The sequence below is a fragment of the Mesorhizobium sp. M0244 genome (genome assembly GCF_040321795.1).
Classification (GTDB): domain Bacteria; phylum Pseudomonadota; class Alphaproteobacteria; order Rhizobiales; family Rhizobiaceae; genus Mesorhizobium.
The window spans coordinates 71,503-98,335 of the sequence record NZ_JAMYSE010000008.1 but is presented as its reverse complement, the minus strand read 5'-3'; the positions used below and the strand labels follow the sequence as shown (position 1 = coordinate 98,335).

Below are 26,833 nucleotides of genomic sequence, written 5' to 3'. Positions count from 1 at the left end.
GCGGGGCTCCGTGTCTTTTAAAATGAAGGATGCCTATATGTGCGGAGCGGCTAGACCGGCCGCGACCTGACCAGATGGCCAGTCAAACGCCCAACTAGCCGTCAGGCGAGTATTCGCGAACGCCCTGCCGAGCGATATCTGGGTCACGAAGAACCCAGGAGACAAATCATGAGCGATTTCAATCTGAGCACGTTTTCCGACGCCATTGCCGACATAGCGGCAGCTGCGGCACCAGCGACGGCCAGCTTCGCGACGCACCACCGCACGGCAACTGCTTTCCATTGGCGGGACGGCTATTTCGTCACTGCCGAGGAGTCGGTCGAGGCCGGCGAGGAGATCGAGCTGACGTTTTCTTCGGGCGAAACAGTCAAGGCCGAACTGGTCGGCCGCGACCCGTCCACCGGCACGGCCGTTTTGAAACCGGCCGGCGCGCCGAGCATGCCGTCGCTGACCAAGGCGGATGCGGTGCGGCCGGGCAATCTGGCGATCGTCGCGGGCAATAGCGGCGGTGCGGCGCTCGCCACCTTCGGCACGGTCGGCGAGGTCGGTCCGGCCTGGCGTTCGATGCGCGGCGGCACGATCGACCAGCGCATCAACCTTGCCGTCAATGCCGGTGGCCGTTTCGAGGGCGGCCCCGTGCTCGACGCCAAGGGCGGATTGATCGGCATGCTGCTGTTCGGACCGCGCCGGCGGGCGCTGGTCATGCCTTACGAGACGATCGAGCGGGCAGTCACGACGCTGCGCGAGAAGGGTCATGTGGCGCGCGGCTATCTTGGCGCGGGTCTGCATCCGGTCCGCAATGGTGATACACAGGGCGCCATGGTGATGAGCCTCGACGATAACGGCCCGGCGAAAGCGGCCGGTCTCAGTCTCGGCGACATCATCGTGTCGTGGAACGCAGAGGCGGTGCATGGCCCGCGCGAACTGATCCGCAAGCTCGGGCCGGACAGCGCCGGCGCCTTGGTGACGCTCGGCGTGGTGCGCGGCGGCGAGAACCGTGAGGTCTCCTTGACCATCGGCGAAAAGCCACTGAGCTGAGGGATAGATGGTAAGCGGTGAGGTCGCTGGCAGACGGCTGACGGTGCTGATCGCCCTCGACGACGTCGAGCGCGCGCGAAGTCTGTCCGCAGCTCTTGCCGCGACCGATGATCTGCGGCCGGTTCTGGCGGGCGAAGTCGACGGGAGCGGGGCGATGGATGTCGCCATCGTCGATGATCATGACGTGCAAGGCAGGCTCGTCGACGCCGCTATGCCCCGGGTGCTGCTGTCGTCGCGGGCGACCCGGCAGCGGCCGGCCGATACAGTGTTTGCCGTGCTGCCGGCGGCAGCGGACGAGTTGCTGATCGCCGCCGCCGCGCGGCTGGCGGCGGCGGGCTACCGTGTCTCTCGTGACAGCCACGCTCTGTCCGACCGGCATGACGATTTTGCCTTTCATGACAGCGACCGGTTCGAGGAGGAGCCGACTGACGAGCATATCGTCCGGCCGACGCTTTCGCCGCGCGAAAGCGAGGTGCTGGCACTGCTGGCCGAAGGCGCGCCCAACAAGGTTATCGCGCGGCGGTTGAACATCTCCGTGCACACGGCGAAGTTCCATGTCGCGGCGATCCTGACGAAGCTCGGTGCTGCCAACCGCACCGATGCGATCGCCATCGCCATGCGGCAGGGCCTGGTGCTGGTCTAACCGTGGATCAAACAGCCGGTTCGATGTCGGTCAGCCGGAAATCGTCGCCCTTGAACAGCAATGGCATGGCTTCGATACGGGCCGTAGCATAGGCAATGCAGTCGCCGAAGTTGAGGGCTGCCGGATGCCGGCCCTTGCCATAGCGCAGGAACGCCTGACGAGCGACCGCGGCGTGGTCGGCCGTGAAGGGCATCGTCTCGATCGAGGCGGTGCGCAAAAAGGCTTCGAAGCGATCGATAATCTGGTCCTGCCAGCGGCCGACGAGCACCATTGTCGTTTCGAGCAGTGTCGGTGCCGGAAGCAAACGTCTTTCAGCCTGGGCGATCGCCAAAACGAAGCGGTCGTAGCCCGGCTCCGTGCGTAAAATGGCGACCAGCGCCGAGGAATCGATGATCATCGCGTCGGGATACCCAGCTCGTCGTAACCGAGAATTTCATCGTCGCTCATCGCGTCTTTGCGCTCCGGTATTCGTGCGGCTCGTTCGGCAATCGCCATCAGACGTTGAAAAAGGTCACCGGTGTCGTCGCGCGGCACAAGCCGCTCGCGCGCAACCTCGCGCTCGAGGCTTTGACGGATGGCCTCCGTCACCGATACCCGGCGGCGGCGGGCGAGCTCACGTGCCAGTTGCTCGACCTCCATATTCTTGATCGACAAAGCCATTTATATATTCTCCCTTCTCGTATAGAATATATACCAAGTTGCCGTCAGTTTCAACGCGCCCCGCGAAATCCACGATCCTCCGTAGCGTCACCACCGCTAAGGGTTAGGGGCGCTTGTATCCGTCGGCGGTGCAGGCAAGGATCGCAAGGAGAAAAGAGAGTAGCACAGGGAGGCGCAAGGATGTCGCTCAAGGGAAAGACGCTGTTCATCTCCGGCGGGTCGCGCGGCATCGGGCTGGCGATTGCGCTGCGCGCCGCGCGCGACGGCGCCAATGTGACGATCGCGGCCAAGACCGCCGAGCCGCATCCGAAGCTGCCGGGGACGATCTACACGGCGGCGCAAGAGATCGAGCAGGCCGGCGGCAAGGCGCTGCCCGCGCTGTGCGACATCCGGGACGAAGCACAGGTCGCCGAAGCCGTCGCCAAGACCGTGGAGACGTTCGGCGGCATCGACATCTGCATCAACAACGCCAGCGCCATCCAGCTCACCGGTACGCTGGAGACCGATATGAAACGCTACGACCTGATGCACCAGATCAACACTCGCGGCACTTTTCTCGTCTCCAAAATGTGTATTCCGCACTTGAAGTTGGCGGAAAATCCTCACATTTTGAATCTGGCGCCGCCGCTCGACATGAAGGCCAAGTGGTTCAAGAACCATGTCGCCTATACGATGGCGAAGTTTGGCATGTCGATGTGCACGCTGGGCATGAGCGCGGAGTTCGCCAGGGACGGCATCGCGGTCAATTCGCTATGGCCGATCTCGACCATCGACACGGCGGCGGTGCGCAACCTCCTGGGCGGCGCGACGGTGGCGGCGATGAGCCGTTCGCCCGACATCATGGCCGATGCCGCATACGCCATTCTGGTCAGGCCGTCGCGCGAGGCGACCGGCAATTTCTACATCGACGAAGAAGTGCTGCGCGCCGAGGGCGTCAGCGATTTATCGGCCTATGCGCCGGGCACGACGGGTCCGCTCGCCGGCGACTTTTTTGTGCCGGACGAGGTGTTCGACCGGACGGATACCCAAATCCAAAGTATCTACTGACAGAAATATCAAGCGGGCACCGACGCGTGCTCACTCCTCTGCCTTCTTGGCTTTGCCCAGACCCATCAGCCGGTCGATATAGGCAAGCATCAGTGCCGAGAGAACGAAGGCCAGATGAATGACGGTCAGCCACATCAGCTGGTCGGTCGTGTAGGAGACCGAGTTCAGGAAAACCTGCAAGAGGTGGATCGAGGAAATGGCGACAATTGTCGAGGCGACCTTGACCTTGAGCGAGCCGACATCGATTGTGCCCAGCCAATGCACCTTGCCGTCATTTTCATCGAAGCGGCTGACGAAGTTTTCGTAGCCCGAGATGATCACCATCACCACCAGCGAAGCGACCAGCGCGGCGTCGATGAGGCCGAGCATCTTCAGGATGGTGTCGGTGTCGTCGAGCGTGAAGGCCACGGAAACGAACTCGAACAGCTTCTTGCCGAAGGACACGGCATAGATGGCAAGCGCCGCGCCCAGTCCGAGATAGAAGACGACCAGCAGCCAGCGCGAGGCGAGAATGATCGATTCGACGGCGAGTTCGAGGCGCTTCATGCGGCGGTTCCGGGCTCCGTTGTCGGAGCGCCGTATTTCGGGCAGGCTGCGGCGGTTTGCAAGGTCCTAAAAAACGAAACCCCGCCGGGAGGGGACCGGCGGGGCTCGTGTGTCCCGCTGGAGTCGGGACGGGGCAGGGAACGCCCTGTCCAGAATTTGGGATTGGTGATCGCGCGTTTCAAGATTGATGACCGCGCGATTCAATGGTTGATCGAATCGCGCGGTTCACATTGCGGTTTATTGGGCGCTGGCCACCGGCGCCACCAAGGGGGTGATGCGGCGGATGGCGACGCGGCGGTTCTCACGATTGGGTCCCGACGTGTCTACCTTGAGATACTCCTCGCCATAGCCCTGTGTCGTCAGGTTCTCCGGCGGGATGCCGAAGGCATTGGTCAGAGCTTCGGCGACCGCCTCGGCGCGGCGGTCGGACAGAGCGAGGTTCGCTTCCGGCGTGCCGACTGCATCGGTATGGCCTTCGATCAGGAAGGTTTCGGCCGGGTTTTTCTTCAGCAGCTTCTCCATGGCGTTGGCAACACCCTCCAGCTTCTGGACCTCGATGTCGGAAATCGAAGCCGAACCGAACTCGAAGTTGAGCGTGTCGAGGTCGATCCGGCGGGCGATGTCACGCACGCGGGCCGAGCGCTTGACCTCGTCGATCGAATAGAGGCGCTGGACCCTCTCCACCGGCGGCCGTTCGAGGAAGGTGTAGTAGTCGTCCGGATCCTCGACCTCTTCGGAATCCAGAATGTACTCCTCTTGCGGAATGGTAAGGCGCATCGGCGGCAGGTCGTCGCCCGGGTCGCGCCAGTCTGCATCATCGTCATAGTTGCGCTCGTCGACATAGCTCAGCACATATTCGCGCCCGTCAGGCGCGATGCGTGAACGCTGGATGACATCACCGTAGCGGTTGCGGATGGTGACGATCTGGACACCATTGTCACGCTCGACGATTTCCCGGGTGCGATCGCCCGACAGGTCCTCATAATAGACATTTCTGGCGCCGCGGTGCATGCGCGGTGCATCGCTGCTTTCCACGTAAGTCTGGTTGTTGAACTGAAGGATGACGCGGTCGCCGAATTCCCTGAGAACGTTGGCGCCTTGCGGGCGGCGCCTACGACGAACGTCCTCGAAATCGGCCGAGCGCTCGATGCGCTTGCCTTTTTCCTCCGTCACTGGAGCGATCTTTTCAGGCTTGATCTCCTGCTGGGCTGTCCGGTCGTCGGTGGGCGGCGGTCCCTGGTCGACTGGAGCCGGTTTCGAGACTTCCGCCTGGTTGCCGTTCTGCTCGACAGGCTGGTTGCTCTCCTGACCACCCGTTTTGCCGCCATTTTGGCGACCCGCGTTTTGGCCGCCTTGGTCCTTGCCGTGCCTGCGCCTGACATCCTTCTGGCTGTCGAGGATGGGCGCCTCGTTCGGGTTGGCCGCGGCTTCGCCCTGAGCAGGGGTCCCACCCTCGGCGGGTGCTGCCTGTTCGCCCGTGGCGGGCTGCTCACCGGTTGCGGGCTGCCGTTCGCCTGTCACCGGCTCTTCCCCAACGGGCTTCTTGCCGCGCTTTTTCGCCTGGTCCTGGGGCTGTTCGCCTTGGACAGGAGCCGCTTGCTTGTCGGTTGGAAGTGGCTCGGTCTGTGGGAGAGGCTCGCCGGCGGGGCGTTCCTTCTTGCGCGGCGCCTGTTCGGCCGGCGCCGCCTCGATCTGCTGGTCCTGCTTGTTCTTCCTCTTGCGCGGATTGCCCAACTGGTTGTTGTCGTTTGCGGGGGCAGCCTGCTCGGCCGGCTGTTCGGCAGGCGCGGCTTCCTGCTGTTGCCGGTCGCGCTTCTTCCTGCGCGGCGTGAGCGGCTGATCGTCGTTTGCAGGGGCAAGCTGCTCGGCGGGTTGTTCAGCAGGTGCGGCTTCCTGTCGTTGCTGGTCACGCTTCTTTCTGCGTGGCTTTTGCTGCTGCTGATCATCGTTCGCAGGAGCGGCCTGCTGGTCGGCCGGTGCGGCTTCGATCTGCTGCTGCTGTCTGTTTTTCTTCCTGCGTTGATTGCCCTGCTCTTCGCCGGAAGGCGCAAGCTGTTCGGCGGGTGCGGATTCGCTCTGCTGCTGCTCGCGTTTGTTCCTGCGCGGCTTCTGCTCGGGCTCGCTCGATTGTTCGGCGGGCGCCGCTTCGGTTTGCTGCTGCCGGTCGCGCCTCTTGCCAGGCTTCCGTTCCGGCTCCGACTTTCCGCCTTGGGCGCAGGCTTCGGCCGACTCGCCTTCGGCACAATTCGACTGCGCCGGGATAAGCATTGCGCTGTTCTGGGCGGGGCCGAATGCGGCACTGCCTTGCAGCGGGAACGCGCCTAACGGCGCGGACGCCATCAACAGGCCAAGCGCCGTGCCTGCCAGAATCCGTGGTTGGCGTTTCATCATAAACACTCCTTGTGGCGTCCCATCCCCGCCCAAACTTTCAGCAACCATGTTTGGTTCCTGTTTGTAGGTTTTAGCGGTGGTACAGGGCGATTGACCGGCGTTTTGAAGGCGACTTCATGTCATTCGTATGTCCCGGCGTATGGTCCCCGCGTATGGTTCGGACGAGGGTGCACGCGTTGCCGTGCTTGACCTTGACGCGTCCGAGGGCCACATGCCGACAATGGAAAAGCCGTTCTGGAAAACCAAGACGCTCGAGGCGATGACCCCGGTCGAGTGGGAATCGCTCTGCGACGGCTGTGGCAAATGTTGCCTGGCCAAACTCGAGGACGAAGACACCGGCGATATCTACTGGACCAGCGTCGGCTGCCGGCTGTTCGACGCCGGAAGCTGCCGCTGCTCCGATTATGCCAACCGGCTGGCGCGCGTTCCAGATTGCGTCGGGCTGACGCCGCAGAATGTGCGCACCATCAGCTGGCTGCCCAAGACCTGCGCCTACCGGCTGGTTGCCGAGGGCCGCGATCTCTATTGGTGGCACCGGCTGGTGTCGGGAAGCGACGAGACCGTACATGAGGCCGGCATCTCGATGCGCGGCCGCGTCAGCGCCAGCGAGACCGACCTTGCCGAGCCGGACGATTATTTCGACCATATGCTCGCTGACGAGCCGTAGGAGTCACTCCGGAATCGAGGACGCGGAACCGACGGCAAAACGGACGTTGCCCATCCACCTATGCCCATCCACCCTATATAGCACCGCCGTCCATAGCACCGGTTCCAGGAGCGAGAGACTATCCCCGTTTCTGCCGCATGAACTGGAGATGAACGGCCGGTTCGTAAAAAATTCAGACAGACGGGTGCATTCTCCTCCCATCGGTTTGAAGAAAACGGGTGGAAACCCTCAACAAGGAGAGAATTACAATGTTCAACACCATCAAGATGGCGGCTCTTTCGGCTCTTGTCGGCCTTGGCACGCTTGCTGCCATCCCGGCCCATGCAGACAGCATCTATCTCGGCTTCGGCAACAACCAGGACCCGCGCGTTGGCGTCTATACCGGCGACGACGATGGCAATTACCGCGAACACCGCCGTCATGGCAACTGGCGCCGGTCCTGTTCGCCGGAGCGTGCCCTCGACAAGGCCGAACGCATGGGCCTGCACCGCATCCGCATCATCGACATCAACCGCCGTACGGTCAAGGTCGCTGGCCGCCAGTATGGCGACCGCGTGGTGATCGTATTCGCCAACGACCGCGGCTGTCCGGTCCTCTATCGCTAAGATCTTCGGGCTTGCGGCCGGCTGACTTGCAGCCGGTAGAGTAGCGGAGCCCCTTTCCGCCAGGACGGAAGGGCGCGGCTCAAATAACCCCGGGGGATCGATCCTCCGGGGTTTTTCATGCTGCGAGCGATGATCACTTCAGTTCGAAAGTCACCGTCACCTGCGCGGTATAGGAATTTTCGCCGGCTTGCACCGGAACCGATGCGCCGGCGGCATCGAAAGCCTTGGCGTTGATCGGCATCGGCGGTGGTGCGAAATTCTGGTCGGTGATTTCCAGGACCCGGCCGATGCCGACGCCGGCCGCTTCGGCCAGCGTCTTGGCTTTCGCCATAGCATTGGCGACGGCCTTCTTGCGGGCCTCGGTGACGGCTGCCGCCGGATCGTCGTTGGAGAAGGAGATGCCGCCGCCCTGGTTGACGCCGAGTGACACCGCCTTGTCGAGAATGTCACCGGTCTTGTCGATGTCGCGGATGCGCACCGAAAGCGTGTTGGTCACCTGATAGGCGACAAGCTCGGCCTCCTGGCTGCCGTCGGGCTTGTTGGTGTAGTTATAGCGCGGGTTGATCTGGATGCCCGCGGTCTGTAGGTCGCGCTCCTTGATGCCGGAAGATTTCATCGCGGCGATCACCGCGGCCATGGCGTCGTTATTGGCATCGAGCGCTGCACGTGCTGTCTTGGCCTCGCGCATGACGCTGAGCGTCAGCAGAGCCAGATCGGGTGCTATCGCCGCCTCGCCTTCGCCGGTGACGACGATGCGCGGTGGCGGCGGCGAATCGGCGGCCCCGGCGATCGTCGGAAATGCGATTGCGGCGGCAATTGCCAGGGGCAAAATACGTCTGGTCATGAAATCTCCTCGATCTGCGATCCCAAGACAGCCGAGTGTTGAGCGGCGTCCAATGGGCTACGTGCAATAGGTTATCAATATGGGCTGATTTGGGCGATCTCTGCCAGCCCCTTGGAACGCCTGCTCGGAAAGCCTTGTGCGGTTCAGGGAAAAACACTAATCCAGCGCCGTGGGGCCTGTAGCTCAATGGTTAGAGCCGGCGGCTCATAACCGCTTGGTTGGGGGTTCGAGTCCCTCCGGGCCCACCATTGGCTTTTGTGGCCGTTGATTTAATTGGATTTTTTGGCGATTTTTGTCCCACCTCTTTCAACCCCCTCAGAAAGTGGGACAATTTTGTTCTCTTTTCGATCGATAACCAGCAGGTATTTCGCCGCTCTCGCTACCTTCCGGCGACGCGCTTTCTTGATGTAGTGGTCGGGCTGCTGGTACGTAGTCCACCCATATATCGCCTTCAGCTGCTCGTGCGTCGCGCCGTTCTCAGCGGCGATCGTCGCGCCGGCCTTGCGAATTCCATGAGCACTGCAGTGCGGCAGCTCAGCTTGATCACACCACTGGCGCATCTTGTTGCCCAGACCGTTCTCCGAGAACGGGCGACCATACTCATTGACCAGGAAGGTCATCTGGTCGGAGGGCGTGTGCTCAAGTTCCGCCTCTAGTTCGGGCAGAAGCGGGAGCTCCACCAACACCGCATCCTTGTTACGACTGGTCTTCCCAGGCTTAATTCTGATCCACTTCTCCCACTGCTCGGTCTCCTCGTTGTAGACGAGCGTGATGTGCTGTCGACCGAAGATCGCGACGTCGGACAACCGCAGGCCAGTAAACATGAAGATCGAGAGCGCACGTCTGGCTGCGGTACCCAGCGGATGCCGCTTCTCATATTGAACGATCTCCGACACGTCCCATGGGTGCCAGCCGTCGCCGCTCTTTAGCCGTCTGATGCCGCGGGCGGGATTGGAGTCGACGCCCGGAATCTCTGTGTCCTTTGCCCACTCAAACATCGCGCTGATGGCTTTTACGATATTGTTTGCCGCGCCAAGGGCGTCGAGCCTGGTGTCCCTGATCTCCTTAACATGAGACCGTTTCATACCGGCGAATGGCAGAGATCCCTTGGTGGGATACTGAGGATCCGGGTCACCTTCGAGGGGATGAGGTAATTCGCATACGCGCTCCAGAATTGCTCGTCGGCGCGCCATAGTGTCTTGGGTGATTTCCGTGCCGCCCCGACGGTAATACTCCTGGCAAAGCCACAGCAACGTGCCTTTCTTCGCTGGCTCGGAAGGCTTGGGGAGGCGCCGGCAAATCTCGGGAAGAGTGCCGGGCCGAACATAAGTGACCTCGGCGCGCGCGCACCGCAGTTCCTCGAGGAACTCGTCGCTGCCGGTCGGTTCACGGAGCCGGACCTTCTTCCGACCCGGTGCGCGAAAATAGTACCGATCATTGCCGTGGCGATCAGTGTCCTTCACTACGCCCTTAAGATCGACCTTCACGGGCTCATCCGTCATGTTCGTGGTTTTCGATCCCAAGGATTGTCTAGTGGCGGCGAATCTTCGTCAAGCTTTGGTGCTCCTCCGATTTGGCGGTGAGGGAGCTTTCGAAACGCCGATACAAGTTCCTCGACGTCCCAAACAATGCGCCCCTTGCTCGGCATTCGTGGCTGCGGCATCCGGCCGTCCTGGACCATTTCATCAAAGGTCGTTGAGCTTACGCCGATGAACGTCGCAGCCTGCTCGCGATTGATTCCTACCGGCGGGAGCGAGGGCGGCAAGACGCTCGGGGTGCGCAGCATCGGTTTAGTGCGTTGAAAGCGCGTCTTTGGCGCCTGCCTGTCTTTCTATGCACCTGTCCGAATATTGCAGACGCTCAATCATGTCCTGGCCCTGTGCTTGCAGGCTCACCCTAGGTCTCCAGACCTAGGATCGCTCAAGACACCGGACTCTTTTCCAGCCTTTGTGTACGATGATGGGTATCTTAATGCGCTCGAGGCCAAGAACTGAATGGGCGGCGACTTGCAAGGGCAAAATGACCGCGGAACCACGTATCTGAGTCAGAGGCGCAATCCAACTGAGGAACGGCATGGTTGTGTTTTCAGACGGTTATGACTCTCATGCATGCGTAACAACCAACAAGAATAACAAAATATTTCTGTGGATCACTTTCATTCCTCATGGAATGCGCGACTGATTTGGTCCGACAGCGGCTTCACAAAATAAGAAAGCGCCGTACGCTCGCCCGTCTGGATCATCGCTTCGGCCGGCATTCCGGGCACGAGCGTCAGGTCCTTGAGCTTCGTCAGTTCCGCATGCGGAACCGACAGACGCACCAGGTAATACGAAACGCCGTTTTTTTCGTCCGTCGCCAGATCGGCTGCGATCCGGCTGACATATCCGTTCAATACCGGCGTGCTCCTCAGATTGAAGGCTGACATCCGCAGCACGGCCTTGTGACCAAGCTGGATTTGGTCGATGTCCTTCGGGGTGATTCGTGCTTCAAGCGCAAGATCGTCGCCTTCCGGCACGATTAGCATAATCGGATCGGCGGGCGTGATCACTCCTCCGACCGTATGAACTGCGAGTTGTTGAATGGCGCCTGACTGCGGCGCGACAATATCGATCCGTCGCAGTTCTTGTTCAGCCGCCACCTTGCGCTCAACATACTCCCCAACCTGCGCCTGAACCTCTCTGAGCTCCTGGCCGACTTCCGTCTTGAAATCCGGATCGATCTGCAGGATCTGCAGGCGCGTTTCGGCTATGCGGGCTGCCGTCTGTGCCTGATGTGCAATCTTCTCACCGCGTTCGCCGCCGAAAGTGGCAACCTGCGTCTTCAGACTGTTCAAGCGTTGGTCCGAGACAATGCCTTGGTCGCGCAGCCCACTCAGGGCAGCAATTTCCTTTTGGAGGATCTCGGTGCTTTTCTCACAAGCAATTTCCTGCGCCTTGAGTCCCTCGATCTCGTGCTCATATTGAGTGATGCGTTCCGCTAGCTGCGCCTGCCTTCCGTCGCGGGATTGTCTGCGGAATTCGAACAGCCGCGTCTCGCCATGTACTGCCGAAACTACGTCCGGAACATCTCTGCGGGCGAGCAGCCAGTCCGGGAAGGCGATCTCCGCCAGATCGTCACGCTCAGCTTCGAGTCGTGCCAGGTTGGCGGCCAGCTCATCGAGCCGCTTGGTGACTACAGCGAGATTGGCGCGCGTCTGGGTGGCGTCGAGCCGCATGAGGATGTCGCCGGCTTTTACTTTATCACCTTCGCTCACCAGGATTTCTCCCACCACCCCACCGGTCGGGTGCTGCACCTTCTTCACATAGGAATCGACGACAAAGTGTCCGGACGCGACAACCGCACCGGAGAGATTCGTGAAGGCCGCCCAGGCTCCGGCTCCTCCAACAAAGATCACGCTCGCCAGAAGGCCCGCCACCAGGTGCCGGCGAATGGAGCTGGAAACGTCATTGTTCTGATGAATGCCGGACACCGGGATCCTCCATGTCAGCGCGCTCTCCCACGTTATCCTGTGTAGATTCGATGGCTTTGACGCCAGCGCCTCGTGCCATCGCTGCCCCCTTCAGGACTTTGGAAAGCGCTTCATCACGCGCACCGAATGCTCGCTGCCGTCCACCTTCCATCACCAACACCAAATCCACGGCGCGGATGGCGCTCGGCCGATGGGCGACGACAACCGCAATGCCCTTGCGCCCGCGCACGGAGGCGATCGCCTTGACGACCGCAGCCTCGCCTTCCGCATCGAGATTGGCATTGGGTTCATCGAGCACAACAAGGAAAGGGTCTCGATAAAGAGCACGGGCAAGACCGATACGCTGGCGCTGCCCGGCGGAAAGTGCCGATCCGGCCTCACCAATTGGAGTTTCGTAGCCGTGCTCAAATCGGAGGATCAGTTCGTGCGTGCCCGCTGCTTTCGCCGCGGCGACAATAGCCTCAGGGTCAGGATTATCTTCAAAACGAGCGATGTTTTCGGCAATGGTGCCGTCGAACAGTTCAACACCTTGCGGCAGATAGCCGATATGACGGCCTAGTGCTTCCCGGTCCCATTGATCGAGGCTTGCGCTGTCGATGCGAACCTTTCCGGCGACCGGCGCCCATGCGCCGACGATGGTGCGCGAGAGTGTCGACTTGCCGGAACCCGATGCACCGATGATCCCGAGTGCGCTTCCCGCCTGAACGGCAAACGCAAGGCCGGTCACGGTCGGCTTCCTTTCGCCGGGCGGAACGATTGTCACGCCTTCGAGGCGCAGTTCGCGTTCAGGTGCAGGCATTGGCATAACAGAAGCGGTTTCAGGAACCGTTCCCAGGAGGTCCTCCAGCCGCGCCCAACCCTGGCGCGCCATGAGGAAGGGTTTCCAGCTTGAAATGGCCAGATCGACCGGAGCCAGCGCACGCCCCATCATGATCGAACTGGCAATCATGACCCCGGCCGTAGCCTCCTGCCTGATGACAAGGTACGCGCCGACGGCAAGAATGGCCGATTGCAGCAGCACGCGCAACGACTTTGCAATGCCACCCAGCCCACCTGCCACGTCCCCAGCTTTCCGGTTGGCGGCCAGATACTCGGCATTGGCCTTGTGCCATCGGGCAGCGATCCGCTTTCCGAGACCGAGAGCTTGCACGACCTCGGCATTGCAACGCGCTGCTTGCAGTAGGCCATTGCGCACCATGTCGTGGGCAATGGTCTCGCGTATCGGCCGTTGCGAGAGAGTGTTGGTAAGAAGTGTCAGAGATGTGAGACCGATCGCCCCGATAAGTGCCGTCATGCCGATCCAGAAATGAAGGAGGAAGCAAATGGCAAGATAAAGCAGCATCCATGGCAGATCGAAGAACGCTGTCGGACCGTTTCCACCTAAGAATCCGCGAATATTGTCGAGGTCGCGAAGCGGCTGCAAGCCGTCGCCCGGCATGCGCGTTAAAAGCGGAAGGCGAACGATCGCATCGTGAACGCGTCCGGAAAACTGTTCATCGAAACGCTCGCCAATCCGCAGCAGCACGCGGGCGCGCAAAACGTCGAGCAGGCATTGGAACGCATAAAGCCCTGCAGCAAGCACGACGAGCCCCACTAGCGTCGATACGCTGCCACTTGCCAGAACGCGGTCGTAGACCTGAAGCATGAACAGCGGCGAGATCAGCGCAAGCACGTTGACCACGCCGCTGATCAACAGAACTCCCCAAATAGCGGAAGTCAGAGGGAAAGGTCTCAAAGCTGAATCCTTCAAGGAATGGTTACTCACGTAGGTCTCCGTGAGGATCTGGCGACCCAGCTCCCTATATTGCTCCCCGAGCGGCAACCGACTCGCTGATTCAGGATCAGTGCTCCCGCCGAATATGTTTGGTTTGGCATCTAATGGAGCGGGTCAACAACAACACCGTCCGGCTGAAGGTTTGGAAGGGCAACGTCATCGTGGCCGGCCGCAAGGGCCCGAACAGGCTTACCGCCCACACCTTCAGGGGAGATTTCGGTGTACGACCAGCGCGACCCGCAGGGCTTCGTCAAGCTGTACACGCTGCGACTGCTCCCGGGCGCCCCGGCCCATCGCAAGTAGCGGAAACGGAAAGCGCCCGCCCCGGGGGGGCGGGGCGATGTACCGTATGGGTTTTCTGGATCAAACGAAGGTGAAGTCCGACGCGGTCAGGCCTAGGTCGGCCACGGTGACCACACCGCCCAGGTGGGCGAACTCATGCGCGCTGTTGTCGGCGGTCACATAGGCCAGAGTTGCGACTCTGTCGGTGTAGCTGCTTTGGTAGACAATGATGTCGCCGGCGTGCTCGCCGGAGATCGCACTCGCGGCTTCAGAAGCAGAGTTGAAAGATTCGCCAGTGATCACCACGACGTGTTCGCCGTTCGCACCCGAGGCCGCACCACTGTAGAAGCTGCTCACCGGGTAGCCGGACTGTATGCTGGCGTTGTTGACGAAGTTCGCGCCAAAACCGTCGTTGTAGAGGCCCACCGCATCGAAGGCGAACTTGTCCTCCGCCGGGTTGAAATCGGTGATAGTGGAAATGTCCGACTTCGACCCGACAACCCCAGGCACCGGATTGTGGAACTGGAACACGAACGTGTCACTGTCGGTGCCCCCGGTCAACGTGTCCTGGCCGTCACCCACGTAGAGGACATCCTGGCCGGGACCGCCGCTGAGCCTGTCATTGTCCTCACCGGAGACGCGCGGGTTGAAGCGGCCGTTGTCGCCGGAGAGATCGTCCCAGCCATCTCCGCCGAAGATGCGGTCGTTACCCTCGCCGCCGATGGCTCGGTCACTGCCCGCGCCACCCGAGATCTCGTCGTTGCCGCCACGACCTTCAATCCAGTCATTGCCTCCGAAACCCTCCATCCAATCTTCAAGCTCGGTGCCGAGGAGTGTTTCGGAACCCGGGCCACCCTCGATAATCTTTACCATCGCAAAATACTCCTAGTGATGCACCCTGCCTGACGCCTTGATATTCCTCATCGGATAATTAGAGAAATCGATTGCTTGGATAGACACACATTTACGAAATGGATGCACTCACGTTCACTTCGCCCTTCTGCTGAGCAGTTGCGGGCTCGCTGGCGGCGGGGACGCTGGTCGCCCAAGCAATCGATCTGAAGATTCGACACTCAAACCACCAGGACAACACTTCGTAACGGGGCCGACCTGGTTCGGCCCCAAACTTCTCTCTGTTTGCTCGACGCCGGCATACCCGCACCGTAAGCGCTGGACGGGGACAAGTTCCGCTGGCCGCGGGTGGAGAACGGCGTGATCCGGCTTGCCGCGCCGAACTGATGGCGCTCGGAAGGCATGGACTGGCTCGTTTGAGCCGAACGGAGACGGCGTCCGAGGTCGGCCGGATAGGCCGTGGCGAAGTGACTCAGGCGCAAAAGGCGGGCTTCAGGCCGTGCACAATAAGCTTCTGTCGGCGTCATGACGAGAAGCGCTTCGCCCCGTCCCCACGAAATCGATACGCTCAAGGCGATGTTCGTCGCCATGGCGGCGGAGAAGGCCGAACTGCAACAACTCCGGAGCGAAACACTCAAGGCCGAGATCGTCCGGATGGCGACACTCAACGAGCCTGCCCAGGAGAGGATCGCCGACCTTCATGGGATCGTCAAGCAGCTGGAGCGCGCCGCTTCGGTCGCAGCTCCGAGAAGCTCGAACGTGCCCAGCAGGCCTTCGCCTTCGAAATCAGACCGGGCTCGGCGCGATTGAGTCCGAGCTCGAGGCCGCAAGACCGACAGGCGAGCCGCGACGTGCTGCGCGACCGCGCAAGGCGTTCCCGGCGCATCTGGAGCGGGTCGAGATCGTCATCCAGCCCGAGCCATGGGGGAAGAAGCGCTCCCGCAGCCAATCGTCCAGTCCGTCAAACGCGGTCGGCCGCACAGGCTTGCGAAACGGATCAGTCCCGCCCTCGCTTAGATACCGAGGCACCGTGTTGCGAGCGCACCCGAATTCTTTCGCCCGTCGGTTCATTCCCCAGCCAAGCTCATGCAGCCGCAGCATCGCTGCCACCTCTTCAGGCTGAAGGATCTGCTCTCCCTGCATCGTTCTCGACAATGCAGGAATCGCCCAATCCCAATCGCCATCCATGCCTCCTCTCATAACCGAGGGGGTCAGTTTCTCAATTCGGCCGACAACTGAGACGTCCGGTGCTCTTAGGCGGGGTAATCATACGAGATGCCTCCTGCAACATCATTTCCCGCATCCATAGGCTTGCCGGATCATTATTGTGAAGCGCAGGCCATTGGACGGCCTCCGTGAATGCGGCAGGAAGTGGCGGCGGAAGTTCGACAATCCGCAGGGGTGTTAATTTTGCGAAATGCTGCGCCAGCCGTAAGGGCATTGTCCCGATGCGGTTGGTGCCTGATAGAAGGGGCGGGATCATGCTAAAGCCCTGTACGACGACCTCGATACGTCTCTCGAAACCGTTCTCGAGCAAATACCATTCCTCGATGGAGGGCTGCCGGGTGTCCCCGAATTTAAGCACAACCTGCCCCATCGACAAGTATCGGTCGAATGTAAGTGGCTCTGACAGCTGCTTGTTCGTGCCGCAGCCTACGCATACGAGTATATCTTCGAACAGGGCTGCGCGAGGATGTTTCGACATGAACACTTCCGGCATAATCAGAAAATCAACGTCGCCGCGCCGGAGAAGCTCCTCGGGGTCGTCGGAAATAAGCAGACATTCGAAGCGGACGGCGGGAGCTTCCCGCGCAGCACGCTTTACGATCTTCTTAAAAAATACGAGTGTGAGGTAATCGGAAAGGATGATGCGGAAGCGACGATCCGATCGGGCCGGGTTAAAGGCGTCCCAGGAAATAATCGACAGCTGGATGTGCAGCAATGCCTCCCGGACTGCTGTGGCGAGCCCCTCCGCGCGCGGTGTCAAAATGAGTTCGCGGCCGTTCATCGTAAATAGCTCATCGCTGAAATAGGCGCGTAACCGACCGACGGCGGCGCTCATGGCCGGCTGACTCAGGTTAATACTGCGGGCCGCGGCGGTGACTTTACGCTCCCTGATCAAAGCGTCCAGCACAACGAGGAGATTTAGATCGAGTCCCTTAAAACGCATGTATTGACCTATCCGACGCGTGGATGGGTATCGCCCAAAGAATCAATTTTACGAATGGTGAGTAGCGTCAACGCATCAGCCGACGACGAAATAGAGCAACCGATAGGAAGAACGGCAAAACCGTGTATATGCAAAGCGCGCCGATATGCAGGCCCATGCTGCCGGCCGGACGGCCAAGCATCGCCGGACGAATGAGGTCAATTGCATGTGCGAGCGGCAACAAGGAGGCGACGTCCTGAAAAGCGCCGGGCAATTGGTTGACCGGAAACATCGCGCCGCAAAGGAACAGCATGGGTGTTATAACAAGCGTATTATAAAATATGAAATATTCATAACTGGGCGCAAGCGCCGTGACGACCATCGCTAGACTCGCGAAGGCGAGGCCACTGAGAGCGATGACTGGCAGCAAGCAGAGGATGGATGGCCACGATGCGTAGCCGAGCGTGGTGGCAACAATAGTGATTGCTGTGCCCGCCATCAGGGCCTTGGTGGCTGCCCACGCCAATTCGCCGAGTAAGATATCGCCGAGCGTCAGCTGAGTGCATAGCATTGCTTCCCAGGTGCGCTGGTGGTCCATGCGGCCGAAACTCCCGTAAACCGTTTCAGCGGTCGCCGATGCCATCGCGCTTGTGGCAACCATGCCAGCCGCGAGAAACGCAATGTACGAAGTGCCATCAACGGGACCTATCATTGTTCCGATGCCAAAGCCGAGACCGAACAGATAGATCATCGGATCGGCGAGGTTGCCGAGAACCGATGCAAGCCCGATTTTCTTCCATCCAAGATAGTTGCGGCGCCAAACCGCGACCCAATTCCACGCATTGGCGGGCATGCCCGCCGCATAACGTTCGCCCATTGTTCAGTCCTCCATCTCGCGCCCGGTTAGCCGCAAAAACACATCCTCGAGATTGGGGGGACGCTGCAGAAGGCGTAGACCCGCGCGCCCGCGTAGCTGCACCAGCACCTGCTCCGGATCGGGTGCATAGCAAAAAAGCGTCTCACCGCTCACCTCGATGCGCTGTGCGTACGGCCGGATCAGCGCACCCAGTTCATGCGGATTGCCGCCGTAGACCTCGACCACGTCACAGCCGATCTGCTCGTCAATGAGTGCGGACGGGCGGCCTTCGGCGATCTTGCGCCCCTCCTCCATAACGCACAGCCGATCGCACAGCCGCTCGGCCTCTTCCATGAAATGGGTAGTCAAAAGAATAGTCTTGCCCCGCGCCAGCAGCGATCGCAGCCGTTCCCAGATCAGGTGGCGGGCCTGCGGATCGAGGCCGGTGGTCGGCTCGTCCATCACCAGCAAGTGCGGGTCATTGATCAGCGCACGCGCGAGCGTCAGGCGCCGCTTCATGCCGCCGGACAGTTCGGCGACGCGCGCATCCGCTTTGTTCTCGAGGCGGGCGAACTCAAGCAGCGACGGTATAACCGCTTCGATCTGGCGTCTGCTCATCCGGAAGTAGCGCCCGAACACCAACAGGTTCTCGCGTACAGTGAACGCGGTATCAAGATTGTCGAACTGCGGGACCACGCCGATGCGCATACGTGCCAAACGCGCGCGCGCCGGCACTGGAGCGCCGAGCACAGTAATCTTCCCCGCATCAGGCGATGTCATGCCGAGGACCATACGCGCAATCGTGCTTTTGCCCGCACCGTTCGGTCCCAAGAGCCCGAAGCATTCCCCCGCTGCAACGCGGAACGACAGTCTGTCGACAACGAGCTTGTCATAAGTTTTGCTTACGTCAGTAAGATCGATCGCTACCATGGACATGGGTTCATTTTACCGAGAGGGTCGCCAAGACTGGCGGTTGCTTGGTTGCCTGCCCGACCTGAAACTGTGACTCGTCTTCGCCATCCCAGCCGTCGATAACGAATTGATCGACATCACAAGGATTTAGCCCCTGTTCCGCCAAAGCGGCGACAATTGCGTCGAGATTATCGATGGTTTGGTAACGCGGATTGTTGTGCCGCTTTTCCTGCTCAACGCAGAAGACGAGCCGTCCATCCTCGACAAGGGCGATCGCCCCGTCATGGGTCAGCTTGATACCACAGATGCGCATAGTGTCTCCACGTTAACGGCGATAAATTCGATTCATCAGGAAGCGGAAAGCGGGTTCCGGAAACGGACGAGCAAGCAGTGTTCGTTAGCCGACTCGCCCCGACACTCAAGACGCTCTACCTCGATCAACGTTTCGTTCAGCATGGCGATGACCGGCTCAGCACCAGCGGCGTGACCCCAGCGACGGCGATTAGCATCCCTTGCCGATCCGAAGATCAGATGCCCGCCTGGCGCAAGCACCCGCACCAGGTTTTTGACGGCCGCGCGCATCTCGGCTATGTCTTCGAGGTAGTATAGGACCTCCGCCACAACGATCAGGTCAAACAACTGGTCGGTCGAAAACTGTTGAACATCGGAGACTATCCAGTTGATGCGCGACGGCTCCTTTATCCGTTGACGTGCTCGAGCAATCGCTTGCGCCACGACATCGATGACGGTGAGCCCTTGGCAGTAGGGAGCTAGTTTTTCCGTGAATGCGCCGGCAGCGCACCCGACTTCGAGGGCATTTGTAATGGAGCCTTGGGCAAGCGCCAGCTGGAGCATTTGCGTGTGGCGCTCCCGCTCGAACGGATTGCCGTCGAGGCGCCACGGATCGTCTGCGGCCAATTCCCGATCGAGCAACTGATGATTCATGTTCTGGGTCAAACTCGTCCACCTCTCGTCCACCTAGGTAATTAGCGATCACTCGTCGCCGCAGATGTTGCTCGACAGCGCTAATCCCGAAGAATCCGCGCAAGATTGAGCCTGCGAAGCGGAGCCGCATGCGGTGAGAATTCTGCCCTGCTTGATCCAGTGATCGGAGTTTGGGTGGGGGCCTGTTTTCCCCCAGTGTTCGATGTAGCGACAGCAGAGCTTCGCGACAGCCAATCGCTATTGCTCAATGTACACAGCGCGTAGGCCTTCAAGGGAAGTAAGAGAAAGATGTTGATGAACGTGTGCAGGGAAAAGCCCAGAAATCGAAACTGTCGAGCACGAAATGCTACCACGCTGCATCGGAGCATGGTCATGGACACAATCATCAGTCCTGTCCACCAAGGCACAGTGCCTGTCAGTGCGAAATGTGCGAGGCCCGTTAGTACCGATAGGGCGAGGAGTAGCGGCCCGAGATTCTGTCCGACCACGTCCAACGTGAGATAGCTATTGAGGCCGGGCAGCAAGCGCAGCCCAAGCAGCGTGTCCCGGAATGTGCTTCGTGCCCAACGGAGTTGTTGGCGCAGATACGGTCCGAGTCTGTTCGGAACGACTGTGGCCGCGATGGCGCCCGGAACGTACTCGGTTCGAAAGCCTGCTTTCAGCATGAGGATAGTGAGATGGCGATCCTCCCCGAAGTCGCTTGGCTTGCCCCGAAAAAATTGCGACTCGTACTGGTCCAGTAACAAAAGGAGCGCAGACCGGCGGTACATGGCACATGGGCCGCAACAGCACATAACGGCACCGAAGCGAGCCTGTGCCGCGCGCTCCTCGTTGCAAGCCAGCCAGTACTCCATGTCTATCAGCCTTGTCAGCCAGCTCTCGCTCCGGTTACTGGCAATCAACTGACCCATGACTGCGCCGACCGCTGGATCTCGCATCTTCGGTACAAGCTTGGTGATGACGTCGGACGCGAGTATCGTGTCTGAATCAACGTTAAGCACCAAATCCCCGGATGAGCGGCGTATCGCGGCGATCTGCGCCTTGCGCTTTCCAACATTCTCGGGAAGCAAAATGATGTCGAACCTAGGGTCGCGCGCGTAGGTTTCGTGGACAGTTCCTACGGCTTCGCGATTTCCAGAACCGTCATCAACCACATAGACCCGAAGTCTTCCGGCGTATTCTTGGTCTGCAATGGACGCCAGGCACTCTGAAAGCGTGCGCGGATCCTCGTTGAAGCAGGGGACGATGACATCCACGCTGGGCAGTTGATCGGAGCCGACGAGATCCTCCAACGCCGATGAGTCGTTTGTCGGCAGAGCATAAATCCCCTGCATGCTCTTATAAGCAGTCGAGAGCAGTGCATAAAGCGAAATGGCCACAGTGCTGGTTGTACCAAGAAGAGTCATGGGATCTCGTTTGTTCAGTGATGTTGAGGAAGTGAGCGGATTACAAATCCGCGCTCATGAAGTGCTGGAATCAGCCGGGACAGCGCCGTGACCGTCTGGTCGCGCAGACCGGCGTGAGCGCCCTGGCTCAACTCGCCGGGAGGGCATCCGTCGTGCAAGAGTACGATTGCGCCCGGCCGGACAGAGGCGAGCACGGTATCGATAATCGCGTCGACCCCAGGGCGAGACCAATCTCGTGGGTCGACGGACCAATGGAGGGCCGTCAGCCCGGCGATCTGTGACGCTGTGAAGACTTCTTCGCTCCAGGCGCCATAGGGCGCGCGAATATAGCGCACTGAGGCCTGCGGGCACGCCCTCATGATGGCGCCGTTCGCTTCAAAGATCTCACGTTGCACTTCGCCGAAGCCGCATTTGTACAGATCCGGATGAGTCATCGTGTGGTTGCCTAGCTCGTGCCCTTCTGCAAACATTCGTTGGACGAGATCCGGGTGCTCTAAGGCGTAGGCGCCGATGACGAAGAAAGTCGCCGGTACCCGCTGCTCTGCCAGCACATCGAGAATCTCCGGTGTGAAAAGTGGATTGGGACCGTCGTCAAACGTCAGATAAACGCTGCGACGGCCGGTGCCGTCAGAGCACTCACGGCGCACTTCGTACAAGCAATCGGGACGGCTCATAGCTCTGGTCCGTTCCGATCGATCATCGTGCCCGTGGGCCATTCGCTGATCGGCCGTCCAACTGGCAGAACAATGGTGAGTGCGTCATCGATGCGTGTGGGCGGCAGGTCGAGGCGCGCCTCTGGTCGGGTGGAGCGCACGCGAATTCCCGACAAAACGGCCAAAGGGCTGTATCGCCGCCCGAACCTCTCAACATGATTCCGCAGCGCGTCCCGGACCGTTCCGAAAGCGAATGGAACGCCAAGCTCCTGCAGTATTGGAAGCATGACATGGATTGAATGGGCGATTCCGAGACCATCAAGGTCCGGACGTACCCCGTACAGGCCCAGCTCAGCCACCAACAGGTCGACCGCGTCAACCTTGATGAAACGGCGCAGTACGCCCAGGTGAGCCGCTACACCGCTTGAATCATAGGCGATTGCGCGGAGTTCAGGCCTGGCTCCGGCCCAGCTTCGACTACCCACGAACGGTTCTGCGTTGGACGCCCCAGTCGGCCCGTAGGTATCACGAAAGAACTCGGCGAGCTCGACGTGATCGGAGAGCTGCAACTCGTTTTCCCAGCACAATTTCCACTGCACCTGAGGGCGCATTCAGGACCTCTCTTCAAAATAGTTTCTTGCGGGCCGCATTACCCGGCCAAAGCGGCGGCGTTGTTGGCTGCACTCAACCGTTGTCGTTAGCGAAGGTGAGCCAGCCGGTGGGGCTCGCCAATGAGCTCTCTCGATGTTCCCGCCCGTGTCGGCGCCGTCGATTTGAGCTTGACGTCGGTCATTTACGTTCCTCTAATGCATGGTTCGTAAATTCGTAAAATTGATTGTTTAGATGATGCCCATCCACACGCTGGATAGATCAGGATATGCGGTTTAAGGGGCTGGATCTGAATCTCCTCGTTGTGCTGGACGCTCTGATCAGGGAGCGTAAAGTCACTGCCGCGGCCAACAGTATTAATCTGAGCCAGCCGGCCATGAGCGCCGCCGTCGCTCGGTTACGCGCCTACTTCAGCAATGAGCTATTTACGATGAACGGCCGCGAGCTCATTTTGACACCGCGCGCGGAGGGGCTTGCCCCAGCAGTCCGGGACGCATTGCTGCACATCCAGCTATCGATTATTTCCTCCGACGCCTTTAACCCAGCCCAATCGGATCGTCTCTTCCGAATCATGCTTTCCGATTACCTCACGCTCGTGCTTTTTAAGGGGATCGTAGAGCGTACTGCGCGGGAAGCTCCCGCCGTCCGCTTCGAATGTCTGCCTATTTGCGACGACCCCGAGGAGCTTCTCCGGCGCGGCGACGTTGATTTTCTGATTATGCCGGAAGTGTTCATGTCGAAACATCCTCGCGCAGCCCTGTTCGAAGATATGCTCGTATGCGTAGGCTGCGGCACGAACAAGCAGCTGTCAGAGCCACTTACATTCGAGCGATACTTGTCGATGGGGCATGTCGTGCTCAAATTCAGGCATACCCGGCAGCCCACCATGGAGGAGTGGTATTTGCTCGAGCACGGTTTCGAGAGACGTATCGAGGTCGTCGTACAGGGCTTTAGCCTGATCGCGCCCGTCCTATCAGGCACCAACCGCATCGGGACCATGCCCTTACGGCTGGCGCAGCATTTCGCAAAAACAACACCCCTGCGGATTGTCGGACTTCCGCCGCCACTTCCTCATCCCGCATTCACGGAGGCCGTCCAATGGCCTGCGCTTCACAATACTGATCCGGCAAGCCTGTGGATGCGGGAAATGATGTTGCAGGAGGCATCTCGCCTGGCGCCATTGCTTGAAAGCTATTGAGCGTCTCGGGCTTCCTGGAGGCGGTCTTGATCGCGTAGGAGCGGTTGCCATTCGGGCGTCAGGCCTTTGGCTCGGCAGAGCGGCGCAGTTCCTTGCTGAGTACGAGGGCCAGGAACGAGCAGAACACATGCCCGGGTTGGTGCTGAGTTGACTGCCGCCTCCGATTTCGCGTGCGAAGTCCCAGAAGATGTTTAGCCCCACTCAAATGCCAACTTTGCCGGCCTTGCCGCGGCTTTTCACGCGCGGCCAGGCGAGGAGATGCCGGTCGACGAGGTCAATCCCAATGGACTGTGCCGGCCTCGCTCGGCTACTGGCGTGAGGCATCCTTGACGACACCGCCCTGCACCGACAACGTCGAGATGTTGGCAATGAAGCCGGTCGCGATTGACGCTGCGGATGTAGGGAATTTACCTCGCGCTTCCGCCTGAACGCGTGGCCGATCCGTTCACCCAATTGGCGCTTCATCCTGGGCCGCGGCTGAGGCCTGTGGGGTGCGGCTACCCCGCGTGGATGGGATCATCAATCAACTTTCTCTCATTTATGAAAGGAAACTTCCCCGCTTACGATAGAAGCCATCAGTTTCATATATTTTCCGGCAGATGAATGTCGAACGGCAGAAATGTCTGTCCTGGTGTTTCAGCAGTGCCGGTCTCGATAGCCCGCATCATCAGCGTTATCAGCTCCTGGGAAAGCCGGCGCATTGGCGTGGCGACCGCCATCGTGATGATGTTATCAGCGAGTGCCGCCCGAGATTCCGGCGTGATTTCATTCACGATCGCGACGAGATCGCGACTTTTACCCTCTTCCCGGACCGCGGAGATGGCGCCCTCCATGCCGCCCCCGGCGACATAGAAGCCGACGAGCTCGGGTTCCCGCTGCATGAGATCAAGCGTTGCCTCGTAGGTGATCTGCCGTTTCTCCAGGTTCACAAGCGGATCGAGCACCTCGAACGTCGGCGCGTTCTCACGGCAATAGGAGCGAAAGCCGACGTCACGGAGCTCGTGCCCCTGGAAACGATGGCTACCGACAAACACCGCCACCTTGCCGGGCCGTTTTGCGACCTTGGACACCATCCAAGCGGCCGTGCGCCCCACCTTGCGGTTGTTGAGGCCGATATAGCCCTGTCGCACGCCGGCGGCGAAGTCGGAAAGCAGCGAGAAAACTGGAATGCCTTTGGCCTTGAGGTCCTCAACCGCTGCTGTAATTTTTGGGTGGTCCGGTGCCACCATCGCGATCGCATGGCAGCGTGCGCCCAAATCCTTGAGCGGTGCGATTAGGTCGCTCGGCATATGTGACGGGGCGAATTGGATGAGCGGAATGCCGTGGAAGGACTGGGCCAAATTGACCGACGCTTCGACCTCGCGCGCAAAGTCTTGGTAGAAATGCTGGGCCGGTTTTCTCAAGATGAAGCCCAGACGGTAGCACGGTAGGTCTCGCCGAAAGCGCTGCTTGATGAGCCCGGCAGCATGATAGCCGATCGCGTGGGCGGCGTCGTGGACCCGCCGCGCGGTCTCCTCGCGCACCGGATGGCGGGCGTTCAGAACCCGATCGACCGTTGCTACGCTGACTCGGGCTTCGCGGGCGAGATCGGCAATTGTGGGGCGCTTGGTCATGGGTCCTATTCTGATTGGTTTTTGACGCAGGCTGGCTCTCTGTCACCTAGCGCGATTCGACAATGGTTTCGGGTGGGCAAAAGTGAAGACGCCCGCATACTGAATGATCGACAGCGTATTGGGCTACTCCAGACGTAGACCGGCCGGGTATAACGGAAGGTTCATTCGCTTAGGGCGGCGACGATTTGCACTCACACATTTAGCGCTTCTGATACATGGTCCGTGAGGCGCCGTTTAGAGCCTGCGAGTCGATCGTTCAGGTCATGTGACCAGCTTGGCGAAACCGGTCGCGGTGCGTCGCCCTTACTCGGCGGAGGATATCCGGTTTGATGCCTCGGCAAGCTGATGACCGCAGAAGGCGGCTTTCATCTGCGCTCGGTCCAATTCTCCTTCCCAGCGGGCAACGACGAGGGATGCCACTGCGTTGCCGACGCAATTCGTCAGCGCCCGGCATTCGGACATGAAGCGGTCGATGCCGAGTATCAGTGCCATCCCAGCAACGGGAACACTCGGAACTACGGCGAGCGTAGCAGCCAGGGTGATGAAGCCCGCACCTGTTACACCTGCAGCGCCCTTGGAGGAAAGCATCGCAACGAGCAGCAGCAGCACCTGATCGCCGATTGACAGATCCGTGTTCGTCGCCTGCGCGATGAAGAGGGCCGCCAGGGTCATGTAGATATTCGTGCCGTCCAGATTGAACGAATATCCGGCCGGGATGACGAGACCCACAACCGAACGCCTGGCGCCCGCCTTCTCCATCTTCTGCATGAGCGAGGGGAGCGCGGCCTCCGAGGAGGACGTTGCGAGGACAAGCAGCAGCTCTTCCTTGATGTAGCGAATGAGAGAACAGATCGAAAAGCCGTTGTAGCGGCAGACCGCGCCGAGAACCCCGAACACGAAGAGGAAGGCGGTGAAATAGAACGTCGCGACCAGCATCGCGAGGTTGACGACCGAACCGATGCCATATCTGCCGATGGTGAAGGCCATTGCGCCGAAGGCGCCGATCGGCGCGGCTTTCATGAGAATGCCGACGAGCTTGAAGACAGGCGCGATGAGCGCCTGTAGGAAGGAAACGACAGGCTTGCCCGTCTCTCCGGCCATCGCGAGCGCCATGCCGAACAGAACCGAGAAGAACAGCACCTGCAGGATGTCGCCTTCCGCGAAGGCACCGACAATCGTTGGCGGGATGATGTTCATCAGGAAGCCGGTGACCGACTGCTCGTGGGCCTTTGCGGCATAGGTATTCACGGCCTGGACATCGAGCGAGGCCGGATCGATGTTGAGGCCGGCGCCAGGCTGGACGACATTGGCGACGATGAGGCCGACGATCAGCGCCAGCGTCGAGAAAGTGAGGAAATAGACCATTGCCTTGCCGGCGACCCGGCCGACCTTGTGAAGATCGTTCATGCCGGCAATGCCGGTCGCAATTGTCAGGAAGATGACAGGCGCGATGATCATCTTGACCAGCTTGATGAAGGCATCACCCAGCGGCTTCAGGCTCTCGCCGGTCCCCGGATAGAAATAGCCAATTGCGACGCCGAGGGCGATGGCGGCAAGCACCTGCGCGTAAAGCTTGGCATAGAAGGGTTTGCGGGGCGCGGGACTCGCGCCGCGGACTTGTGCAGCTGACACTGTTTCTCTCTCCCTGACCGGATCGAGGTGGCGTGACTTCTC

Annotated in this window: 25 protein-coding genes, 1 tRNA gene and 2 pseudogenes; 8 read left to right on the top strand and 20 right to left on the bottom strand. The window is 60.2% G+C overall.

Features of this window, described 5'->3' with window-relative positions:
* The first annotated feature begins 168 nt into the window (after positions 1-168).
* Both NKJ08_RS08970 and NKJ08_RS08965 read left to right on the top strand, forming a co-directional pair.
* Positions 169-1,038: a S1C family serine protease gene (locus tag NKJ08_RS08970; protein WP_352523352.1), complete on the top strand. Its 870-nt coding sequence runs from the start codon at positions 169-171 to the stop codon at positions 1,036-1,038.
* A 7-nt stretch (positions 1,039-1,045) separates the two neighbouring features.
* Complete coding sequence (locus NKJ08_RS08965) at positions 1,046-1,681, top strand: helix-turn-helix transcriptional regulator (RefSeq protein ID WP_352523353.1); 636 nt, start codon at positions 1,046-1,048, stop codon at positions 1,679-1,681.
* Between the two features lie 7 nt (positions 1,682-1,688).
* On the opposite strand, the gene NKJ08_RS08960 is transcribed toward NKJ08_RS08965, so the two are convergent.
* Together NKJ08_RS08960 and NKJ08_RS08955 are read right to left on the bottom strand one after the other, a co-directional pair.
* On the bottom strand, positions 1,689-2,078 hold the full coding sequence (locus NKJ08_RS08960) for a type II toxin-antitoxin system VapC family toxin (RefSeq protein ID WP_352523355.1): 390 nt from the start codon (positions 2,076-2,078) through the stop codon (positions 1,689-1,691).
* The gene (locus NKJ08_RS08955) at positions 2,075-2,341 is read right to left on the bottom strand and encodes a type II toxin-antitoxin system VapB family antitoxin (protein WP_352523356.1); all 267 of its coding nucleotides are present in this window, start codon (positions 2,339-2,341) and stop codon (positions 2,075-2,077) included. Before NKJ08_RS08955 ends, NKJ08_RS08960 begins: the two co-directional genes overlap by 4 nt.
* Positions 2,342-2,521: 180 nt before the next feature.
* Between NKJ08_RS08955 and NKJ08_RS08950 the strand changes: the two genes are divergently transcribed.
* Complete coding sequence (locus tag NKJ08_RS08950; protein WP_352523357.1) at positions 2,522-3,388, top strand: SDR family oxidoreductase; 867 nt, start codon at positions 2,522-2,524, stop codon at positions 3,386-3,388.
* A gap of 30 nt (positions 3,389-3,418) precedes the next feature.
* Here NKJ08_RS08950 and NKJ08_RS08945 read toward each other — a convergent pair whose 3' ends face one another.
* Positions 3,419-3,934 carry a TIGR00645 family protein gene (locus NKJ08_RS08945; RefSeq protein ID WP_352523358.1) on the bottom strand — a complete coding sequence of 172 codons (516 nt, stop codon included), beginning with the start codon at positions 3,932-3,934 and terminating at the stop codon, positions 3,419-3,421.
* 237 nt (positions 3,935-4,171) lie between these two features.
* Positions 4,172-6,322 (bottom strand): OmpA family protein, encoded by a 2,151-nt coding sequence (locus NKJ08_RS38980; protein ID WP_502896043.1) that lies wholly within the window; start codon positions 6,320-6,322, stop codon positions 4,172-4,174.
* Positions 6,323-6,545: 223 nt separating this feature from the next.
* Between NKJ08_RS38980 and NKJ08_RS08930 the strand changes: the two genes are divergently transcribed.
* Together NKJ08_RS08930 and NKJ08_RS08925 are read left to right on the top strand one after the other, a co-directional pair.
* Positions 6,546-6,992, top strand: a complete 447-nt coding sequence (locus NKJ08_RS08930) for a YcgN family cysteine cluster protein (protein WP_352523406.1) — start codon at positions 6,546-6,548, stop codon at positions 6,990-6,992.
* A gap of 248 nt (positions 6,993-7,240) precedes the next feature.
* Entirely contained in the window at positions 7,241-7,597 is a 357-nt protein-coding gene (locus NKJ08_RS08925) for a hypothetical protein (protein WP_352776710.1), read from the top strand.
* A 133-nt stretch (positions 7,598-7,730) separates the two neighbouring features.
* Here the strand turns inward: NKJ08_RS08925 and NKJ08_RS08920 are convergent, their stop codons facing one another.
* A complete protein-coding gene (locus NKJ08_RS08920) occupies positions 7,731-8,441 on the bottom strand; it encodes an SIMPL domain-containing protein (protein ID WP_352523363.1) in 711 nt (236 codons plus the stop codon).
* Between the two features lie 172 nt (positions 8,442-8,613).
* Between NKJ08_RS08920 and NKJ08_RS08915 the strand changes: the two genes are divergently transcribed.
* Positions 8,614-8,689, top strand: a tRNA-Ile gene (locus NKJ08_RS08915).
* Positions 8,690-8,710: 21 nt separating this feature from the next.
* On the opposite strand, the gene NKJ08_RS08910 is transcribed toward NKJ08_RS08915, so the two are convergent.
* The 4 genes from NKJ08_RS08910 to NKJ08_RS08895 form a co-directional block, all read right to left on the bottom strand.
* Entirely contained in the window at positions 8,711-9,928 is a 1,218-nt protein-coding gene (locus tag NKJ08_RS08910) for a tyrosine-type recombinase/integrase (protein ID WP_352523364.1), read from the bottom strand.
* Between the two features lie 668 nt (positions 9,929-10,596).
* Positions 10,597-11,910, bottom strand: a complete 1,314-nt coding sequence (locus NKJ08_RS08905) for an HlyD family type I secretion periplasmic adaptor subunit (protein ID WP_352781663.1) — start codon at positions 11,908-11,910, stop codon at positions 10,597-10,599.
* Positions 11,885-13,693 carry a type I secretion system permease/ATPase gene (locus tag NKJ08_RS08900; RefSeq protein ID WP_502896047.1) on the bottom strand — a complete coding sequence of 603 codons (1,809 nt, stop codon included), beginning with the start codon at positions 13,691-13,693 and terminating at the stop codon, positions 11,885-11,887. The genes NKJ08_RS08905 and NKJ08_RS08900 overlap by 26 nt, the downstream gene beginning before the upstream one ends.
* A gap of 354 nt (positions 13,694-14,047) precedes the next feature.
* Positions 14,048-14,839, bottom strand: a complete 792-nt coding sequence (locus NKJ08_RS08895) for a calcium-binding protein (protein ID WP_352523366.1) — start codon at positions 14,837-14,839, stop codon at positions 14,048-14,050.
* 555 nt (positions 14,840-15,394) lie between these two features.
* On the opposite strand from NKJ08_RS08895, the gene NKJ08_RS08890 reads away from it, so the two are divergent.
* Entirely contained in the window at positions 15,395-15,628 is a 234-nt protein-coding gene (locus tag NKJ08_RS08890) for a hypothetical protein (RefSeq protein WP_352516376.1), read from the top strand.
* Positions 15,629-15,739: 111 nt separating this feature from the next.
* Here the strand turns inward: NKJ08_RS08890 and NKJ08_RS08885 are convergent.
* The 9 genes and pseudogenes from NKJ08_RS08885 to NKJ08_RS08845 form a co-directional block, all read right to left on the bottom strand.
* Positions 15,740-16,006 (bottom strand): annotated as a pseudogene (locus NKJ08_RS08885) (hypothetical protein); the annotation flags it as partial.
* A gap of 31 nt (positions 16,007-16,037) precedes the next feature.
* Complete coding sequence (locus tag NKJ08_RS08880; RefSeq protein ID WP_352523367.1) at positions 16,038-16,988, bottom strand: LysR family transcriptional regulator; 951 nt, start codon at positions 16,986-16,988, stop codon at positions 16,038-16,040.
* Between the two features lie 67 nt (positions 16,989-17,055).
* The gene (locus NKJ08_RS08875) at positions 17,056-17,844 is read right to left on the bottom strand and encodes an ABC transporter permease (protein ID WP_352516374.1); all 789 of its coding nucleotides are present in this window, start codon (positions 17,842-17,844) and stop codon (positions 17,056-17,058) included.
* A gap of 3 nt (positions 17,845-17,847) precedes the next feature.
* Positions 17,848-18,759, bottom strand: coding sequence for a nodulation factor ABC transporter ATP-binding protein NodI (gene nodI, locus NKJ08_RS08870; RefSeq protein WP_023719311.1), 912 nt, complete (start codon positions 18,757-18,759; stop codon positions 17,848-17,850).
* A 55-nt stretch (positions 18,760-18,814) separates the two neighbouring features.
* Positions 18,815-19,048: pseudogene (locus tag NKJ08_RS08865) on the bottom strand (carbamoyltransferase N-terminal domain-containing protein); the annotation flags it as partial.
* 35 nt (positions 19,049-19,083) lie between these two features.
* Positions 19,084-19,680: a nodulation methyltransferase NodS gene (gene nodS, locus NKJ08_RS08860; protein ID WP_352523407.1), complete on the bottom strand. Its 597-nt coding sequence runs from the start codon at positions 19,678-19,680 to the stop codon at positions 19,084-19,086.
* Positions 19,681-19,760: 80 nt separating this feature from the next.
* Positions 19,761-21,086 (bottom strand): chitooligosaccharide synthase NodC, encoded by a 1,326-nt coding sequence (gene nodC / locus NKJ08_RS08855; protein ID WP_352466667.1) that lies wholly within the window; start codon positions 21,084-21,086, stop codon positions 19,761-19,763.
* A 14-nt stretch (positions 21,087-21,100) separates the two neighbouring features.
* Positions 21,101-21,760 (bottom strand): chitooligosaccharide deacetylase NodB, encoded by a 660-nt coding sequence (nodB, locus tag NKJ08_RS08850; RefSeq protein WP_352523368.1) that lies wholly within the window; start codon positions 21,758-21,760, stop codon positions 21,101-21,103.
* Complete coding sequence (locus tag NKJ08_RS08845; protein ID WP_352523370.1) at positions 21,757-22,350, bottom strand: NodA family N-acyltransferase; 594 nt, start codon at positions 22,348-22,350, stop codon at positions 21,757-21,759. The genes nodB and NKJ08_RS08845 overlap by 4 nt, the downstream gene beginning before the upstream one ends.
* Positions 22,351-22,616: 266 nt before the next feature.
* Here NKJ08_RS08845 and NKJ08_RS08840 point away from each other — a divergent pair, with 266 nt between their 5' ends.
* Positions 22,617-23,546, top strand: coding sequence for a LysR family transcriptional regulator (locus NKJ08_RS08840; protein ID WP_352523371.1), 930 nt, complete (start codon positions 22,617-22,619; stop codon positions 23,544-23,546).
* A 581-nt stretch (positions 23,547-24,127) separates the two neighbouring features.
* Here NKJ08_RS08840 and NKJ08_RS08835 read toward each other — a convergent pair.
* Together NKJ08_RS08835 and NKJ08_RS08830 are read right to left on the bottom strand one after the other, a co-directional pair.
* On the bottom strand, positions 24,128-25,159 hold the full coding sequence (locus tag NKJ08_RS08835) for a LacI family DNA-binding transcriptional regulator (protein WP_352523372.1): 1,032 nt from the start codon (positions 25,157-25,159) through the stop codon (positions 24,128-24,130).
* A 303-nt stretch (positions 25,160-25,462) separates the two neighbouring features.
* Entirely contained in the window at positions 25,463-26,791 is a 1,329-nt protein-coding gene (locus NKJ08_RS08830) for a dicarboxylate/amino acid:cation symporter (RefSeq protein WP_352523373.1), read from the bottom strand.
* Positions 26,792-26,833 lie beyond the last annotated feature (42 nt).